19 protein-coding genes and 1 tRNA gene are annotated in these 15,474 nt (G+C 59.3%); 10 read left to right on the top strand and 10 right to left on the bottom strand.

Features of this window, described 5'->3' with window-relative positions:
• Positions 1–7 precede the first annotated feature (7 nt).
• Positions 8–97, top strand: a tRNA-Ser gene (locus tag AC1RUK_RS11225).
• A gap of 83 nt (positions 98–180) precedes the next feature.
• On the opposite strand, the gene AC1RUK_RS11220 is transcribed toward AC1RUK_RS11225, so the two are convergent.
• A complete protein-coding gene (locus AC1RUK_RS11220) occupies positions 181–402 on the bottom strand; it encodes a hypothetical protein (RefSeq protein ID WP_481835581.1) in 222 nt (73 codons plus the stop codon).
• Positions 403–743: 341 nt separating this feature from the next.
• On the opposite strand from AC1RUK_RS11220, the gene AC1RUK_RS11215 reads away from it, so the two are divergent.
• A complete protein-coding gene (locus AC1RUK_RS11215; protein WP_481835582.1) occupies positions 744–1,028 on the top strand; it encodes a hypothetical protein in 285 nt (94 codons plus the stop codon).
• A 60-nt stretch (positions 1,029–1,088) separates the two neighbouring features.
• On the opposite strand, the gene AC1RUK_RS11210 is transcribed toward AC1RUK_RS11215, so the two are convergent.
• The gene (locus AC1RUK_RS11210; protein ID WP_481835583.1) at positions 1,089–1,235 is read right to left on the bottom strand and encodes a hypothetical protein; all 147 of its coding nucleotides are present in this window, start codon (positions 1,233–1,235) and stop codon (positions 1,089–1,091) included.
• Positions 1,236–1,374: 139 nt separating this feature from the next.
• Between AC1RUK_RS11210 and AC1RUK_RS11205 the strand changes: the two genes are divergently transcribed.
• The 3 genes from AC1RUK_RS11205 (at position 1,375) to AC1RUK_RS11195 (ending at position 4,298) form a co-directional block, all read left to right on the top strand.
• Positions 1,375–2,082 (top strand): TIR domain-containing protein, encoded by a 708-nt coding sequence (locus AC1RUK_RS11205; RefSeq protein ID WP_481835584.1) that lies wholly within the window; start codon positions 1,375–1,377, stop codon positions 2,080–2,082.
• Positions 2,083–2,167: 85 nt separating this feature from the next.
• A complete protein-coding gene (locus AC1RUK_RS11200; RefSeq protein WP_481835585.1) occupies positions 2,168–2,956 on the top strand; it encodes a hypothetical protein in 789 nt (262 codons plus the stop codon).
• 256 nt (positions 2,957–3,212) lie between these two features.
• On the top strand, positions 3,213–4,298 hold the full coding sequence (locus AC1RUK_RS11195) for a pentapeptide repeat-containing protein (protein WP_481835586.1): 1,086 nt from the start codon (positions 3,213–3,215) through the stop codon (positions 4,296–4,298).
• A gap of 426 nt (positions 4,299–4,724) precedes the next feature.
• Here AC1RUK_RS11195 and AC1RUK_RS11190 read toward each other — a convergent pair whose 3' ends face one another.
• The 4 genes from AC1RUK_RS11190 to AC1RUK_RS11175 form a co-directional block, all read right to left on the bottom strand.
• Entirely contained in the window at positions 4,725–5,117 is a 393-nt protein-coding gene (locus tag AC1RUK_RS11190) for a hypothetical protein (protein WP_481835587.1), read from the bottom strand.
• 4 nt (positions 5,118–5,121) lie between these two features.
• A complete protein-coding gene (locus AC1RUK_RS11185) occupies positions 5,122–5,751 on the bottom strand; it encodes a MerR family transcriptional regulator (protein WP_481835588.1) in 630 nt (209 codons plus the stop codon).
• 413 nt (positions 5,752–6,164) lie between these two features.
• Positions 6,165–7,238: a hypothetical protein gene (locus AC1RUK_RS11180; RefSeq protein WP_481835589.1), complete on the bottom strand. Its 1,074-nt coding sequence runs from the start codon at positions 7,236–7,238 to the stop codon at positions 6,165–6,167.
• A gap of 90 nt (positions 7,239–7,328) precedes the next feature.
• Positions 7,329–7,610 (bottom strand): hypothetical protein, encoded by a 282-nt coding sequence (locus AC1RUK_RS11175; protein ID WP_481835590.1) that lies wholly within the window; start codon positions 7,608–7,610, stop codon positions 7,329–7,331.
• 257 nt (positions 7,611–7,867) lie between these two features.
• Between AC1RUK_RS11175 and AC1RUK_RS11170 the strand changes: the two genes are divergently transcribed.
• The gene (locus tag AC1RUK_RS11170) at positions 7,868–8,335 is read left to right on the top strand and encodes a hypothetical protein (RefSeq protein WP_481835591.1); all 468 of its coding nucleotides are present in this window, start codon (positions 7,868–7,870) and stop codon (positions 8,333–8,335) included.
• Between the two features lie 96 nt (positions 8,336–8,431).
• Positions 8,432–8,584 (top strand): hypothetical protein, encoded by a 153-nt coding sequence (locus AC1RUK_RS11165; RefSeq protein WP_481835592.1) that lies wholly within the window; start codon positions 8,432–8,434, stop codon positions 8,582–8,584.
• A gap of 50 nt (positions 8,585–8,634) precedes the next feature.
• Here the strand turns inward: AC1RUK_RS11165 and AC1RUK_RS11160 are convergent, their stop codons facing one another.
• From AC1RUK_RS11160 to AC1RUK_RS11150, 3 genes are all read right to left on the bottom strand, one after another.
• Positions 8,635–9,303 (bottom strand): hypothetical protein, encoded by a 669-nt coding sequence (locus AC1RUK_RS11160; RefSeq protein ID WP_481835593.1) that lies wholly within the window; start codon positions 9,301–9,303, stop codon positions 8,635–8,637.
• Positions 9,269–9,802 carry a class I SAM-dependent methyltransferase gene (locus tag AC1RUK_RS11155; RefSeq protein ID WP_481835594.1) on the bottom strand — a complete coding sequence of 178 codons (534 nt, stop codon included), beginning with the start codon at positions 9,800–9,802 and terminating at the stop codon, positions 9,269–9,271. The genes AC1RUK_RS11160 and AC1RUK_RS11155 overlap by 35 nt, the downstream gene beginning before the upstream one ends.
• Before the next feature lie 422 nt (positions 9,803–10,224).
• Positions 10,225–10,941, bottom strand: coding sequence for a helix-turn-helix domain-containing protein (locus tag AC1RUK_RS11150; protein WP_481835595.1), 717 nt, complete (start codon positions 10,939–10,941; stop codon positions 10,225–10,227).
• Between the two features lie 515 nt (positions 10,942–11,456).
• Between AC1RUK_RS11150 and AC1RUK_RS11145 the strand changes: the two genes are divergently transcribed.
• Both AC1RUK_RS11145 and AC1RUK_RS11140 read left to right on the top strand, forming a co-directional pair.
• Positions 11,457–12,098, top strand: coding sequence for a hypothetical protein (locus AC1RUK_RS11145; RefSeq protein ID WP_481835596.1), 642 nt, complete (start codon positions 11,457–11,459; stop codon positions 12,096–12,098).
• Positions 12,056–13,330, top strand: coding sequence for a tyrosine-type recombinase/integrase (locus AC1RUK_RS11140; protein WP_481840240.1), 1,275 nt, complete (start codon positions 12,056–12,058; stop codon positions 13,328–13,330). Before AC1RUK_RS11145 ends, AC1RUK_RS11140 begins: the two co-directional genes overlap by 43 nt.
• 359 nt (positions 13,331–13,689) lie before the next feature.
• Here the strand turns inward: AC1RUK_RS11140 and AC1RUK_RS11135 are convergent, their stop codons facing one another.
• Positions 13,690–13,926, bottom strand: a complete 237-nt coding sequence (locus AC1RUK_RS11135) for a hypothetical protein (protein WP_481835598.1) — start codon at positions 13,924–13,926, stop codon at positions 13,690–13,692.
• Positions 13,927–14,147: 221 nt separating this feature from the next.
• Here AC1RUK_RS11135 and AC1RUK_RS11130 point away from each other — a divergent pair, with 221 nt between their 5' ends.
• Entirely contained in the window at positions 14,148–15,386 is a 1,239-nt protein-coding gene (locus tag AC1RUK_RS11130; protein WP_481835599.1) for a septal ring lytic transglycosylase RlpA family protein, read from the top strand.
• Positions 15,387–15,474 lie beyond the last annotated feature (88 nt).

The raw sequence follows: 15,474 nt of genomic DNA, 5'->3' as shown, positions 1-15,474 counted from the left end.
CCCAAAAGGATGGGTGGCCGAGTGGTTTAAGGCTCTGGTCTTGAAAACCAGCGTAGGGGCAACTCTACCGTGGGTTCGAATCCCACCCCATCCGCCATCCGGCGGGCTTTTGCGGATCGCGAGCGTTCGTGGCATCCTTGCGCCTCGCCGCAAGCCCGTGTCCGCCCCACCCACGCCCGTTTAGTCGCTGACGAGACGGCGGCTGAGCAGCCACGCATGAACGGTTTGCCACCTGTCACCGGTTGCACGGAAGTCGAGCAGTGGCGAGCGGCTGCTTTCGAGGCCGAGGTAGAACAGGAAGGCATCGTCACCGCGCAGCACTTGGTCGGGTCGGTGACCTCGGCTTTCCTTCCAATCGATGAAGGCGGCGACGACTTGGGCACATGCTTGTTTGATCTTCATGGTTTTGGTTCCTTGTCGTTTATTCGGGAGCCGAACGAATCGGTCCGGTTCTAATGATAGGCGCGGTGCGCTGACGAATGTCTGACCGCCGCCCGGCCCCTACAGCGGGCGATTGGCGCTGGCCGCTGTGCTGCCCGGCGATGCGGCCCGCGCGCGCTGGCGGCACGGGGATCAGCCAAGCTTGGCGACCCGACACTTCATGGTGTATTCGAAACGTTGGACGCAGGCCGGCAGGCTCTGTCGGAGAAGGAGCGGTTCCCCCTCAGCGCGCGTTGCTTCCCCGGTGATGTCCTCTCCGCCGCGCTGCTGCTTTGCACTGTGTGCACAGAAAGGGTCGATCGATGGATCGTCAATGGTGGGTTTACGTGGTGGCATGGGCCGTGGCTCTATTCGGCGGATTCAATCCGGGAAAGTGGCATGATGACAAGATTGCAAAGCTAAACGATGATAGCGACAACCACTTGCGGTTTGTCATGGAAGAAATGAGCAGCGGCAATGCTGCCTGGACGACCAACAGCAACCTGGTAGGTATCCGCATCGTCCTCAATCGGATCAACATGGGGATTTGGGCCATCGTCGGTCTGCTGATCGTGCTGGTGGCTCCGCAGTTGACGAAGCTGTTTTGACTGGGCGGCACGCCCAAGCACGTCGGCCCGAGCGCGTTGGCGGGCTTGGTAGGCGGGCTTTCAGGGCTTTGCGAAGGTCGGCTTCCAGTTGCGATTGCTCTGCAGCTGGATGCCCTCATAGTCAGGAATGACGGTGAAGAACACCGGGTCCCGGTCCTCGGCCTTGCATTCCGAGCAGCCAAACAGCCCGACCAAGTCCCAATGCATCGAGCCGTGGTCGGGCCGAGCCTGATCGGCCCGCCTACGTTTGATTTTCCTTCCGTTCCTGCGACTATGAACCGGCGAAAAGCGGTTGGCGGCTTATGATGGAATCGACTTCAAAGCGAAACAACGGGGAACCCAACCGATGACAAAATTCCATGGCGAATTGGATGCACTAATAAGCGCCGTAGAAGCTACTGGCCGGCAGGGGGAATGGGGAGAAAAAAACCCCGGTCATCTGTTCTTCAGGGCAAAAACAGGTGAGGTACTCAATTGGTGGCGTTCATCAGGCACCCTTCTTTGCCAAGGCAGCACCCCCGAGAAGTTTCAGGCCGATTTGGATGCCGCACTTGGTAACCCAATGCCAGTTGCAAAAGCTCCCGAAGCGGCAAAGATTTTTGTTGTCCACGGCCACGACAGCGAGGCGCGTGATCAACTCGAGCTTGTCCTATTAAGACTGGGCCTTAAACCGTTCATACTGCAAAACTCTGACGGGGGTGGAAAGACGATCGTCGAAGCCCTGGAGCAAAGCATCTATAAGGATGCTGCGTTTGGAATAGTTCTTCTGACACCTGACGATTACGGCTATTCAAACAAGCTAACAGATGCGGATCGGCAACCGCGAGCTCGACAAAACGTCATCTTGGAGATGGGGATGGTGATGGCCGCGCTGGGTCGACCCAATATGGCCATTATCCAGAAAGGGACTCTTGAGCGCCCTTCTGACACTGACGGGATCCTTCGGATAGAATTCAACACCCATGTGAAAGAGATAGTGGCAAAGCTCGTTCAACGATTGCAGGCTGCTGGGTTCGAAATTCCAGCGGACCGGATAGCAGCGGCGGCATCCTAAAGGTGTGTTCCCACGAAGCCATTGTGCGGTCTCAACGCTTGCCGGCGTCCAAAATTGCCTGTGCGGTAGTTTTCGAGGCCGATGAATGAGCTTCTCACGAGAAACAGTTAGAGAGATTCTAGGCGAAAGGAATCAGATCGCTGATCGAACCCGGGCGATAAACCACAGCGTCTTGTCGCATCCGTTCAAATCGGAGGCCGCCCGCGAGTTTGCGTATCACGGCCTTCTAAGACGGGTAAAAGTCTTGGAGCGCTGCATCAACAATGTTTTCCGTGGATTGCCGCCTTCGCGGAAAAAACCACCTGATTCATTGGCGTTGGCCGACGCGGAAATATGCCTTCAGTCGTTTGTACTGAATATTGCAGGCTGCCTCGATAATCTGGCTTGGATTTGGGTGAAGGAACAAGCGCTAACGACGCCGAACGGGAAGGAGATATCTCGGCGCGAGGTCGGTCTTCGCAAAATCCATAAGTTCGTGCGGCAATCGGTTTCCGCTGATTTCGGTGACTACCTGGATCAGATCGATGGATGGCTGGCAGCAAACGAAAACTACCGGGATGCCTTGGCGCATCGAATCCCGCTCTACATCCCGCCCTATACCGTCTTGCTCAAGGATGTGGACACCCACAATAGGCTCGATAAAAAAATAGATAGAGCCGAGATGCCCATGGGAGATGCCGAAGTAAAAAGGCTTTTGGATGAACGAGATAAGCTGCGTTTCTTCCAGCCGGTTATGATGCACTCATACTCTGAACAAGCTCGACCTGTCGTATTTCACGCGCAACTAATCGCTGATTTCAAAACCATCGAGGAGCTTACCAACCATCTACTTTTCAACTTGAAAGACGGACCGACCCGCTGGGCGGAAGGCTGAATTCCATAGGCGAATTCGATTTTGCATCCACAGACTTCAAAAATTCAATTTTACATCCACAGGTGGGAAAAACCCTCGGCCGATCTTTCGGCTGCAGAAAAAATTCCGTGCATGGGAGGCTCGCCGGGCCGAACAGCTCGGCTTCGCCAAGTTTGCCCCACCCCCCGCAGATTGGGTTGCTCCTTGTGATGGTGTCGACCCCGTGCTTGGGTAGGACTCCATGGCGCAGAAGCGCTGACCGGCGGGGGCGTTGGGCATGATTTGGGTCTATTTCGGGGTTGCCGCAATCATCGTTCTTTGCGTCGCGTGTTGGGTGTTTCGACATCTGATCAACAGCGTATGGAATATAGCCAACGCTCGGCTAAAACCATTCGTAAAAGGCATGGAAGCAAGCCCCATTCTGCAGCTTGCAGTGATGCTCGCAGGTGTAGCCGGCTTTGTGGTGGTCCTTTTAACGGCGTGGCAAATAAGCGGAGACCTCGAAGATCGGGCTGATGAGCGATTCCAGAGGGTGGAAGATGCCAAAGAACGAAATTGGTCGAGGCTGCTTCGACCTGCCGCTGGAAACACCGGCAAAGGAGACGCTCTCAGTTACTTGTTTAAGCAAAAGGCGGTCTTAGACGCCGTCGACCTCTCCTGTGAAGAGAGAGGCAATTGGGATGCAAAGACTGCCGTTTGTGTGAAACCGGTCATCTACACCGGGATCGAGTTCATCGGCCAGGCTCCAAGGGAGAAGCCTTTGCGCTTTTGGGTGCCAACACAAATCGACGGAATCTCCGGACTCGATTTGCGCGATTCCAAAGTCATTGGGTTGAAGATGCAATTCTTCGCGCTTCGCGAGGTCAACCTCGCCAAAGCCCAGTGGTCGCAGGTCACATTAGAAAAATCGTATATTGAAGGGGATCTGTCTGGCGCCGTGTTTACCAACTGTGGCATTCGCGAATCCGCGATCATGCCAACGGGCGCGCATCCAGACATAGCAGGATGCGACATAAGTCGCGCAATAATCCCATGGCTTGCCGAAGTGAAAGAAGAACGAGTTAAGCTTTTCGCCTGGGCAGATGCGCCTCCGCGAAAGCCGGTTGGCGGGACGCGAAGCATAGCAGCGTTTGGGTATGTGCCTGCGGTAGCATACGATCCTGTAACATTGAGTAAAATGATACTTTGTGAGCCGCCGCTCGATGATAACGGTCGGCTTGTCAAGCTGGCCGACAGACCGTTTCTTGCCGACTTCGGAAGAGAGTGCAATCAGGTTGATCCTGTAACCGCGAAAGAGCGTTTCCCGTCGGGGTTTGAAGAGGATGCGATCGACTTCCTTTTACGCCAAGAATTCGGCAACTAGAGACCCCACCGCCCGCCGCGATATCGCGGTCAGGCGACGTTGCCGAAGTCGCCATAGGTCAGTGCGGTCGCCTGCTTTACCGGGTGGCTCGACCAGCGTTTGCCGCAGATTTCGCAACGGTCGGCATATCGCGCAATAGACGCCTTCAAGAACGTCGATCCAGCAATGTTTGCCAAATTGGCAAACTCGCCAGTTTTGGCGGCGGTATCGGCGGTGAAGCGGTCGGCAATCTGCCTATCGCCAACTTGGCGAACACCAGATTTGTGCTGGTTGCCATGAAATGCCGAGTTCTTCGTCTCAGGCTGCAGCGCCTCATAGGCGGCGGCTGGCGTGAGGCGATCGCGCCGGCAGCCGGTGCAAGGAAGCGATGGCAAGACCGAAATGAATGCCGCTTTTCATCCGGGAATTTATTCGCTCGGCAAGCCATCACGGCACACCTTGATTGTGTTTGGCGATGACCTTGGCCCATGACTCGGACGCGCTCCTGCTCATTTTCCCGACCTCGGTTTCGATCGCGTCGAGTTCCGGTTGCAGCTCGGCGAGTGTCGGCTCTCGGGCTAGGTTGGTGACGCCGATGAAGCGCGGCGGCGCCTCGCATTCCTTGGTGGCTGCTTGCCTTGCGGCCTCATTGACCGTGGGAAAGCCATCGCGAAGGTCCAAGACGTGGTCTCTCTCGCCATCTGAAAGCTCGCCGAAGCAGCCGTTGACAATGCTGGTTGCGCGGAAAAAGGCCACGAAATCGTCTTGGGTTTTGAAGCCCGAAGCGTCGCCGGTCTCGATGGCCGCGCGCCAGTGCGGAGGGAAATCTGCAGGGATCATGTTGCTATCTCCTTGCTCTCACAGCGTCGTGGGCAGAGCAGGCCTCGAATGCCCATGCATCGCCGCCGGGAAGGCCGGCCTCATCGTCGGAGGTCCATAGACCTTGTTCGGTTTCGGCCCTGCCGCCCGCCCGCTCGAAGAAGGTCTGAACATCGGGAGCGGACCATGTCATTGCCGGTATCGGCGTCAGCGCCTCTCGGAAGTCCCAAACTCCACCAGCGTTCAGGTCGTAATGCGCGGCGCAAGCGAGCGTGTCCGTGAGTTCGCGCACCGCCAGCACCGCCCGCGCCTGGTTCAATTCGTCGGCTCCAAGCACGGCCATGGCCTTGCGGACCAGATCGGGCCAGTCCGAGCGCATGACGTTGACGCAGGCCTTGACCGCCGGATCGAAACCATCGGCTTGCCGCGCCTTCCATTCCGACGCGCGCCGCAATGTCCGGTCGGGCTTGCCGCCGTGCCCGGAGTGGATGTTGCTATTCTTGCGTCTTGCCGAGTTGGCTAGAGCGGGGTCGATCAATCGCCGACCGTCAGCAAGTTGCACGACGGGAAGCCTACCCTTGGCAACGGCCCGGCTCACGCTTGAGGCGTTGACGCCGATCAGGGCGGCATATGCAGAGAACGACATCAGGGACATGGATGCCCCATGACTTTACTCCCCGTTGCGCAGTTCGACGCTTCCACGCCAAGTGCCATAAGGCTTTGGCTCGATTGCCTGGTGATCATGCCCAAGATTTGCGGGTCTATGCCTAGAAATGCCTCGCGCAGAAGCTTCTCCCTCATACCAGTTTGGCGCAGGAGGAACCGCGACCGAGGCCAGGCGCCGGCGCTGCATGTGGCGGGCGCCCGCCCCACCCGGCAGCCGCATTGGTCGGCCGGCCACGCTGGGAACAGCAACGCGACCGGCCGGTGCTCTGGATGAGCTGGAGAAGGAACAGCAAAACCCGCTCATCATCAGAGGCATTGTCATTGGGTTGAGACGGGCGGTGCGCTCGGCCTCGCCCGTCTCGTGCTTAATGGTGAAGGACAACCACACCATGCTCTGAACACTCATTCGCCTTCCGGTCCGACGATGCCGAGCAACGCACGAACGTCAACGTCGTCGCGGTGGTCGAGGCCGCCGGCCTCGACCAGTTGGACCTCGATGCGCTCGACCTCGAGAATTTGATCGGCCAGCCTTGCGAGCGCGGCGTCGCGCTGTTCGTCGGTCATCGCGATCTGGTCGTTGGCGGCGTCGTCGACCTCTATGTCGAGCGCCGCGACGAGCTTGTCCTTGAGCAGCCACGCGAGCAGGCCGAGTGTGTCCGGTGCAACGGCCGAGACGTGGTTGCCGGGCATGTTGTGCCAGACATCGACGCCGGCCGTCGGCCATTTCACATTCTCGCCATGCGCTACCGCCGTCCGCAGATTCGGCGAGCCACGTTCAGCAAGCGCGGCGATCTCGCCTCGCATCCGTGCCTTGACGACCGATGACGGATGCGGCGCAGTCCAAGCCGCCGACAACTCCGTTTTGAGCTTGTCGATCTCGCCGCGCGCTGCTTCCACGCTGGGGACTTTGCGCAGCTTGCCGGTGAACGGCTCGAACGCACTCTGCCTGGCGCCGGCAAGATAGTTTTCGATGCGCGTGACCAAGAGCCGCGCTTGCTGTTGACGGTGCGCCAGATCATCGCGACGCTGGTTAATCCGCTTAAGGTCTGTTTCAGCCGCGACGACCTTGCTGCGGGCATCGGCGATTGCCGGATGTTCGTTGCCGTCAACGCCGCGGAGTAAAGCCGGGTTATGTCCAGCCCTAAGCATAGCGTCCGGATCGGTTAGGCTGCGCAGACGGGTCCGCGTGCTGTTCAGCGTCTGCCGCGCATGATGCCATCCGTCGTCTAGGCCGACATAGGCGGCGCGAGCGTCTTCGGCGATCTCGCGCAACTCGATGAGCCGGCTCCTCGCGTCGGCGGGCAAAAGATCGGCGACATCCGGCGCCTGTCCGAACTGTCGCATGTTGAACGACGGGGCGGTCGCGTTTTCGACGGCAGCATTCCAGCTGGCCGACGCTTGCGAATCGTCGATGCCCGGCGCCTGGCCGCCGCCGGCAGCGCTGGCGAGACCGTCGGCGCGAAAGTCGTGAGGCATGTGCTTGGTCCCTGCCGGTGTTCGTTGGCCCACATGTGCACCGCGAAACGGGAAAGCCAAACAGCCCGAAACGGGAAAAACGGGAAAAGGTCAGTATCCCAGCCGAGCTTTGAGCTTCGACACCGACACCTTCCACCGACCACCGATCTTGATCCCCAAGCCTTCGTGCTCGCACCAATGCCTGATGGTGTCGGGCTTTTGCCGGAAGCGAATGGCGGCGTCGGAAACGTCGATCAGATCATGCTCGGGAAACTCCCCCTCGGACGCGGCGTCGCGCTCGGCCTGCATCGACCGCACCATCGCCTGAGCGGCGGCCACCCGATCGGCGAGGCCTTGAAGACAGTCGGCGAGGAGGTCGATCTCGGGCTTCATGGTCAGCCGCGCTCGTGCATTACATCGATATCAGCCCGCATTTTTGCCGGCGTCGGGTTGGCGCCGGTATTCTCGATGTTTGCCCCGGTCCTGCGCCGAGGTCGAGATCGACCAGCAAGAAAACCCTACAGCAAATTGACTATTTGCGAGGGAAGCCAGTTGGCTGCAATTAATCTGCCGGGCGTTCTCGCGCTGAACGACGATCCGGGGGTAAACTGTTTGGCGCAAAGGCGCGCACCGCCAGGGGGGGTAAAAATGTGAAGACTATCCACGTTCTGTTGGTGGCCATTCTGGTCGTCTTGATTGCCGGGTTCTTCGGCCCGGCGCTGACCGCCAAGTATCAGCAGTGGGAGGTAGAGCGCGGCGAAAGGCGGGCAGAAAAAGCATATGAGGCTGAGCTTGCCCGCTGGATCGCCGAGCCCGCGCAGCTCGTACGCTGGCACGCACTTATGGCAAATAATGACGCCCTGCGGATAGACTGCCCGAAGGCGGTGACGGCGCGCAGCCTCGGCGATTACAGCCTGATTGTGGATTGCAGCAACAACCGCCGTTTCAGCATCGAGCCAGTTGGGGTGTCCCGGGGCAGGCTGAGACAGTGGGTCCGCGACGGCACGCTGAATATCGGCCTCGTCGGCGAGTTCGATCCGAAGACAGGCGTCATATTCTGCGAGGGCAACGAGCCGGACTATCTCAAAAACGTCTGCCAGAAGCGGAGTGGATCGTGACAACGCGCGCACCGCGCTGGCGAATCCAGTTGAGACTGGCTGGCCGCCAATGCCCGCGTGCTGGGATTCGAAACGCGGCAGACGGCGCATAAGCTGATGCAGTTGGCGCGAGAGAATGTCGCGCTGGCGCGACATTTTGAGCCCGCCGAGGCGATCCAGATCAGCCGCCGGACGCCGCTCAATGCCGCACGGCTTGGCTGTCGCGTCCTGCGCCTCGATCTGATCGGCCAGGTCGCGCGCCGATTTTGACGGTTCTCGCCCTAGATTCTGGCGCGCCCCGCCGTCAGCTTCCCCCAAGCCTACTGAGAAATGATCTCAAACAAGCGGCTTCTGAAATTGGAGTTCACCGTTTCGACTTCGCTCAAGATTGGCATGCCAAAATGGTCGTCAAGCTCAGTGCCGATCAAGCCAAGGGGCGCGGGAATTGATCTAATGCCATAGTAAAACACGATGTATGCTCTGCTGTCGGTTGCTGCGAACCCGCGCTGGCGGCAATGATCTCGAAGCAGGATCTTCGAAAGAAGCGCTTCCCGCTTCATCGAGCGCTGTTTTCCGGCATCGAAATGACCATTACCCCGCTTAATTTCGTAGCTTGAAACGATACCCGTATCGTTATCGAACACCACCGCATCTAACTGTATGCGATTGTTGCCGGCCGCGTCGCCAATGTAGGGCAGATGAGTATTATCAAGCGAACCTGGGTTGTTTTGGGCCGCAGCGACTGTAACCGTCGCTTGGTCGTGAATGCCGAACAGATCGACGCGCCATACCGTGTACCTGGGGTTCGCCTTTAGGCACTCGACGATGGCCTGTTCAATGATTGAGCCATGACGCTTATAGGCAGAACTCAGAACGCTCACGACCCTAGAAAACAGTGTTCCCGCAATTGGGTCTGGCCGAAATTCAGTGTCAACCAGCGACGCTATTGTCGCATCAACGTTTGGCTTCACTATATCGAGCAGGGACATTGAACCCAAACAAATCCGACTGCGCCTGCCGTGGTGACATGCGGCTTGGCGGTAAGTCATAGTCTAATTTGGTTTCCAACTTCTTCCTGCAAGGAGGAATCCACATAGCCTTTGTATTCGAAGTCCCTTCGGTCAGCCAAACGAACCAAGCGTAGCCGGTGGCAGTCGAGGCTTTCTGGTCAAGCCTGCCTTTCACCATTGGCACGCGCTCTACATACTGAGCAAAAATCGCCGGGGGAGTGGGCTGAAAAAGTCTTTCGTAACGACCGACACTCTCCATAAAAACAGTCCTGGCCAAGATAGCTACGCCGCGTCGAGCGACCGGAAGCGCACGCGTCACAAACTCTTCCGCCAAGTTGAACGGAGGGTTGGTAATAACCCAATCGAACGACGCGACTTCCAACGGTATCTTCAAAAAGTCGCCCACACTCGCATAGCCATACGGGTGGATATCCGACGCAGTAGTCTCGTGAAAATATTCACGAAGAACCTTGTCCATGTGACCAGCGCCGCAGGCCGGTTCCAAACACGTCATCCGTCTCGAAAACGATGGTTCGGGCAGGACATGTTCCAGAAGCGCTCGGGTAGCCCAAGGCGGTGTCGGGAAGTCATCCCTGCTGTCCTTAGCCTCGGAACGCTGCGCCATCACCGCGTGCGATCGGTTCTGCATCTCGAATCACCCCTGCGAATCAGTTGCAAGGATTATGACCGTTGGAAGCTCCGGAACAAAGTGGGAACGAACTCGATATGCCGGTTATTCACGCTCCAGCTTTCAATTGGCCACGATCCCCCTTGCTTGCTATTGGGCTAGAAGCCGATTTCGCGTCCTATCAGGACAAGTGCGTGGTCGTAGTCTCGCCGTTCAATCTAGCGCCGCCCACTGTCGAGAACATTGGCCGCGTCAAGGATTCGCCCCGGATTTCATGGCCTCTTCGGCGGACCGGTGGCGAGCAGCATCTGAAGGCCGCCGCCTGGCCGAGCAAGCTCAGCGTCGGTTACGGCCGCGCTGGTATCCAGCGTCATCTCGACCATGTGGGTTTCGTAAAGCCTCGGATCGTACTTGAGCAGATCATCGATCCATCGCCGCTCGGCGTCGGTCCGGGCCCGCTGCTCGGCAGGAAAATTAGCGCGCTCTGATTGAAATAGCTCGGCGCTGACAGTGGCTTTCTCCTTCGCGGCAAGGCGGAGGACGGCTTGCCCGTTCGTCGGGGCAAAAGCCGTCTCTTCGCCGTTGCGACCCGCGCGCACGCCCTGTTCATTTTTTTGTTCTTTTACTGTTTGTGCGCCAGAGCTTGGCGCAATTGAAGCGCCGGATTTGGCGTTTCTTGGCCGCTTATTTGGCGTTTCAAGAACCGGATTTCCGTCCGCTTTAGAAACGCCACCGTGGCACATCAAGGTATAGAGATTCGAATTCCTTCGCCGCCGTCTTGCGGTTATCAATCCGGCCTTGGTGAGTTCCCTGATTTTACGATTTACGGTGCGTTCGGGGATTTCGGTGTCGGCGCTGATCGTGGCTATGGACGGCCAGCATTTGCCGGTTTTAGAGTCGGCCCGCCATGCGAGACACACCAACACGGCCTTGGCCCCCGCGTCGCGGGTTTGCTGCCTATAGGCCCAAGCAAGTGCGACATTGGACATGCGGTTCGTCCGGGTTTGGACGCCGCGCTGCTTGACGATTTCAGGCCGGGAAAGTAATTCTTTCCGTCCTCAGAACAGAACTCCTTCCCTCGGCCTTATCGCGTTACCAGCGCGATCGGGCCCCTTCATTCTGCCGGTGCGGTCGTCTCAACGCCAAAGGCACGGAGGACGCGGGGCACTTCGTTTTCGGGAATTCGCGTAACGCCGCCCATCGTCACCGACGCGATCTCCTTTGCGGCGACAGCCTTTTCGACACGCCTATAGGGAAGGCCAGTCGCCCGCGAGAACGCCGCAATCGAAAATCCAGGGCCTATCCGCTTCAGTTGCTTCTGTTGGGCACGGATCATGGAAACCTCCTATTTCTCAGCGCGCCTAGCCCCTGTGCCGCGACACCGTTCGTTGCTTCGTCAAATATGCCAAAAAGGCATAATAAGCGCAATAAGTATCTTTCCTGCGCCTCCCTTCATGCTATACATTGCGATGTGACGCGCAATGAGACGAAGCGAGGATATGGAATGGCGCTCGGGGAACTAATCTGGACTGGCCGCGCATGGCCTGCGGCGGAAATCGTTGGCCGAACCGGCGACGATTTCACCTTCAAGACCAGCGGCAAAGGTCGCCCTCTCGAACTCGTAGGACCAGCCGCGTGGTGGCGCAATTTCTCAGAGATCGACCTCGACGATCCTGATGCGGTCCTATCGATCGTGCGCCGTCGCGGCGATCCGTTCGGCCAATTGTCACAGACGACGCAGGGAGACACGGCCGGATGGGCATATGTCTTAAGCTTGCTGAAACTTGCCGCGTCATGTTGGACGCGAGACAGGACGCAGACGAGCCTCTGCGCCGTTTGGGACAACGGCTATGTCATGGACGCGCTGCTCGCCTCGCCGCTATTTGTCGGGTCCGTTGCCTTCGTGCCGCACGTCGGCGAGGTCGGGAAAGGCGTGACCGCTCGCCGTGGCGTGACTATGCGCATCATCCCGGAAAACCTCGCGGCGTACATGATGACGAGCGCGATCCTTCATCTTGAAGACCATGTCTCCATGGCGCCTTGCGAGCACTGCGGCGACTGGTTCGTTGAGCGTCGGCGAGGCACACAATTCTGCTCCGCCTCATGCCGGGCGGCATCCAGCACATCAAAAAAGGAGAAAAAATAATGGCCTCAGTTCGGCGGCAGGTAAGCACGACCGGCAAAGTCTTTTTTCAGGCGACGTGGAGTCTCTACGACAAGAGTGGCGAGCGCCGACGGCAGACCAAATCATTTGACCGGCAAAGCGACGCGAAAGCCCATGCGGCGAGAATGGAAGCCGAATGCGAAAAGCGCGGGATCGGCGACGCCGAAAAGCAGACCTTCGCCGCCTTCACAGAACGGCTCCTCGCCCACTGGCAAACGCGCAGCGAATTGGCCGAAACCAGCCTGATTGGGTATCGACGCAACCTTGGCCTGCTATCGCGCGAGATCGGCCACATCCAGCTTGGCAAGCTTTCGCCTTTGCATATCGACGAGGCGCTCGCCGCGCTCAAGGCGAACGGCGGCGCGGCGCGAAAGCCGGCGAAAGACGGTCAGCCGCGCGGGACGCGGCCGCTCGCCGACCGGACGCTTTTGCACCTTTATCGGATAGGTTCGACGGCTATGGAGCAGGCGCGGCGCTGGAAATTGGTCGCGGCCAATCCGTTCAAGGACGTGAAGGCGCCTTCGCCCGGCAAGTCGAAAATCAGGATCATGACCGAAGCGCAAGCCGTTCGCGTCTATCAGGCGGCGGTGCGCGCCGACGATAGCGGCAAGCATCCCGGCATGGCGCTCCTGGTTGCCTTGCTGATGGTCTGCGGCATGCGCCGCTCGGAAATCCTCGGCCTTGCCTTCGACGCCATCGACCTCGACGCTGAGACGATCAGCATTTTCCGCACCGTGGTTGCGGGCGAAAAAGGCGAACCGATCCTGCGCGACGATCGGGCAAAATCGGAAACCTCGATCAGGGCGATCAGCATCCCGCCCGCGTTCGTGGCTTTGATCCGAAAGTATCGCACCGTAGTCAACGAAATGATCCTTGCATGGGGTAAGGGCTACCAGCGCGAGCCGCTGTTGCTCTTTCCGACATTCGGCGGCGCGCCATTACCGCCGGGCGTTCTGACGATCCGCTTGAGACAGTTGCACAGACAGGCCGGCGTCCAAGGCGTCGCGCCGACGCACGCATTCAGGCACGGCATGGCGTCCGAAATGATAGCCAACGGCATCGATATCAAGACGGTCAGCGAAAGGCTCGGGCACGCGACAACGGCGTTCACGTTGGCCACGTACGTCCACGCCGTTGACGGCCGTGACAAGGCTGCTGCGGATGCGCTTGGCGCGCGATTTTCAGCGCGGATGAGCAACGCCGATAAGGCGTAATCTTTGCGCCAATTTTGCGCCCGGCCCGTTTGAAAATGGCACAAAGCGCCGCAAAACGACGAAATATAACGCCGACGGATGCGGCGAATTGCTGATAAATGTCAAAGCGTTACGCCGCGAAACGCAACGAAAAGCGAAGCGGCGAAAGTCCGGTTCCCTATCTTGAAAACCGGCGTGGGCGCAAGTTCACCGTGGGTTCGAATCCCACTCCCTCCGCCAGATTTTGCCGATAAGCGCTTGAAATACGTTGGAAAATTGATCGGAGGAGCGTTGCCTCTCAATCTTCCTAACCGGTATCAGTCGGCTCGTGGTCCTGTCCGGTCGTGGCCTCATGAAGCGTTGAATCCAAACGGCCGCCACTAATTGCCGGCCATCAACACAAGTGTCGTCCGCGTTTTGCCTGCTTCGGCCTGCTTGCGGCAATGTTCCGGGATGTTCGGCCAAATTGCCACGTCGCATTGCACCATGGGTTCGGCAGTCACCTCTACGTTGGCGGCCTCGGTGGTGGACGAGGCAAACAGCAGCGTCTCGGTCACAAGCCCGGCAACGGCGGCGACCTGTGTCAGCACGATGGCGAAAGCGACATTCTTAAGCATCCGGCGACAACGCGCCGAGCGGGCTCCGGTTCCATCTTGTGCCACGCGCCGAGGGCGCGCCACAATCTCGCCGGGTTCCGACCATAATCGGTTAACACCGTGATAAACAATTCCTGCGCACAAGGGGATTGGGGATCAGGGTGTCGCTGGCATGTTTCGTGCGGGTGCTTTGGCTCCACGGAATTCAGCTGGTAGCGAGACTGTAGGGGACATCAGGAAAAATGCAGACTTCGGCGCGCCCGCGTCTTCGTCGCGCTCCCGCTTTCGTGCTGTTCGCCGCTTCGGCGGCGTTGCTGGCTGCCTGCGCGGCGCCGCAGCCGAAGGCGATGGTCGACACCAGGAAGCCGCGCTCCAAGGAGTATTTTTCCGAAACCGAATATGGCGTGAAGGCAAGCCCGCGCGTCAGGTTCAATATGGCTTCCATCCCTCGTGGCGGCGGCCGCGACCAGCTCGGCAAGCCCTACCAGGTGCGCGGCAAGTGGTATTATCCGAAGGAAGACAGGCGCTACGCCAAGGTGGGTCTCGCCTCCTGGTATGGTGATGCGTTCCACGGCCGGCTGACCGCCAACGGCGAAATCTACGATATGAAGCATCTGACGGCGGCGCATCCGACCATGCCGCTGCCGAGCTATGCCCGCGTCACCAATCTGAAGACCGGCAGCTCGGTCATCGTGCGCGTCAACGATCGCGGTCCCTATCACGAGGGGCGCATCATCGACGTGTCGCAGCGTGCCGCCGAAATGCTCGACTATTCCAACATCGGCACCGCCAAGGTGAAGGTCGAGTATGTCGGCCGCGCCCCGCTCGACGGCAATGACGACCAGTATCTGATGGCTTCCTACCATCCCGGCAACAGGGCGCCGGACCCGTCCGATGGCCTGCCGACCGGCGTCATGGTCGCCATGAATGGCCCGTCGCCGAGCCTGCCGGCGAGCGCCGCCGCCGTGCCGTTTCCCGGTCAGCTGACCGATTCAGGCCAGCGGCCCGAAGCGCAGCCGGTCATGTCCTTGCAGGCCCCGTCTTCCAGCGATGTCACGCTGCCAGATTTCGGCCCGATCGCGCCCGAGCGGCCGGCAATCAACCTGCCGCCGCAATCGCCCTTTGCCATGGCCTCGCTGTCCTATGCGGACGAGCGTGTCGAACGCGCCGACGTCTTTGCCGCTTTGGGCGGCCAGGGCATGTCGCCTGCCGATGTGCAGTCGTGGAAGCGGACCAACCCGCAGACCCCGTCGGCCACCACCGACTATGTCGCGGCCGGTTCGTTCGAGGATGTCGCCGAAGCCAGGCGCGTGGCGGCCGGGCTCGCAGGCTTCGGCAAGACCGAGATCCAGCGCTCCGACCTCGATGGCAAGGACTGGTATTCGGTCAATCTCTATCCGGACGGCCACGGCAGCCTGGACGAGATGCTGCAGGCGGCGTGGTCGCATGGCGCGCCGGACGCGCTTGTTGTGCGCAACTGATCAATTTTGCGCTCGCGGTTGATCCGCCGGGAAAAAGCCTGATAGCTTTGCGGGCATGACGCACGCCGGCTAACGGGTCGAGATTCCT

This window comes from Mesorhizobium monacense (assembly GCF_056781675.1).
Note: the sequence above shows the minus strand (reverse complement) of the source record. Positions and strands in the feature narration are given on the sequence as shown.

What these genes read in the sequence shown, in the direction of transcription:
- AC1RUK_RS11130 (WP_481835599.1), top strand. Translation starts at nt 14,148, where the DNA reads ATGCAGACTTCGGCGCGCCCGCGTCTTCGTCGCGCTCCCGCTTTCGTG.
- AC1RUK_RS11165 (WP_481835592.1), top strand. Translation starts at nt 8,432, where the DNA reads ATGCAGTTGGCGCGAGAGAATGTCGCGCTGGCGCGACATTTTGAGCCC.
- AC1RUK_RS11145 (WP_481835596.1), top strand. Translation starts at nt 11,457, where the DNA reads ATGGCGCTCGGGGAACTAATCTGGACTGGCCGCGCATGGCCTGCGGCG.
- AC1RUK_RS11180 (WP_481835589.1), bottom strand. Translation starts at nt 7,238, where the DNA reads ATGCCTCACGACTTTCGCGCCGACGGTCTCGCCAGCGCTGCCGGCGGC.
- AC1RUK_RS11160 (WP_481835593.1), bottom strand. Translation starts at nt 9,303, where the DNA reads ATGTCCCTGCTCGATATAGTGAAGCCAAACGTTGATGCGACAATAGCG.
- AC1RUK_RS11215 (WP_481835582.1), top strand. Translation starts at nt 744, where the DNA reads ATGGATCGTCAATGGTGGGTTTACGTGGTGGCATGGGCCGTGGCTCTA.
- AC1RUK_RS11195 (WP_481835586.1), top strand. Translation starts at nt 3,213, where the DNA reads ATGATTTGGGTCTATTTCGGGGTTGCCGCAATCATCGTTCTTTGCGTC.
- AC1RUK_RS11140 (WP_481840240.1), top strand. Translation starts at nt 12,056, where the DNA reads ATGCCGGGCGGCATCCAGCACATCAAAAAAGGAGAAAAAATAATGGCC.
- AC1RUK_RS11155 (WP_481835594.1), bottom strand. Translation starts at nt 9,802, where the DNA reads ATGGACAAGGTTCTTCGTGAATATTTTCACGAGACTACTGCGTCGGAT.
- AC1RUK_RS11185 (WP_481835588.1), bottom strand. Translation starts at nt 5,751, where the DNA reads ATGTCCCTGATGTCGTTCTCTGCATATGCCGCCCTGATCGGCGTCAAC.
- AC1RUK_RS11205 (WP_481835584.1), top strand. Translation starts at nt 1,375, where the DNA reads ATGACAAAATTCCATGGCGAATTGGATGCACTAATAAGCGCCGTAGAA.
- AC1RUK_RS11175 (WP_481835590.1), bottom strand. Translation starts at nt 7,610, where the DNA reads ATGAAGCCCGAGATCGACCTCCTCGCCGACTGTCTTCAAGGCCTCGCC.
- AC1RUK_RS11150 (WP_481835595.1), bottom strand. Translation starts at nt 10,941, where the DNA reads ATGTCCAATGTCGCACTTGCTTGGGCCTATAGGCAGCAAACCCGCGAC.
- AC1RUK_RS11210 (WP_481835583.1), bottom strand. Translation starts at nt 1,235, where the DNA reads ATGCATTGGGACTTGGTCGGGCTGTTTGGCTGCTCGGAATGCAAGGCC.
- AC1RUK_RS11135 (WP_481835598.1), bottom strand. Translation starts at nt 13,926, where the DNA reads ATGCTTAAGAATGTCGCTTTCGCCATCGTGCTGACACAGGTCGCCGCC.
- AC1RUK_RS11220 (WP_481835581.1), bottom strand. Translation starts at nt 402, where the DNA reads ATGAAGATCAAACAAGCATGTGCCCAAGTCGTCGCCGCCTTCATCGAT.
- AC1RUK_RS11190 (WP_481835587.1), bottom strand. Translation starts at nt 5,117, where the DNA reads ATGATCCCTGCAGATTTCCCTCCGCACTGGCGCGCGGCCATCGAGACC.
- AC1RUK_RS11200 (WP_481835585.1), top strand. Translation starts at nt 2,168, where the DNA reads ATGAGCTTCTCACGAGAAACAGTTAGAGAGATTCTAGGCGAAAGGAAT.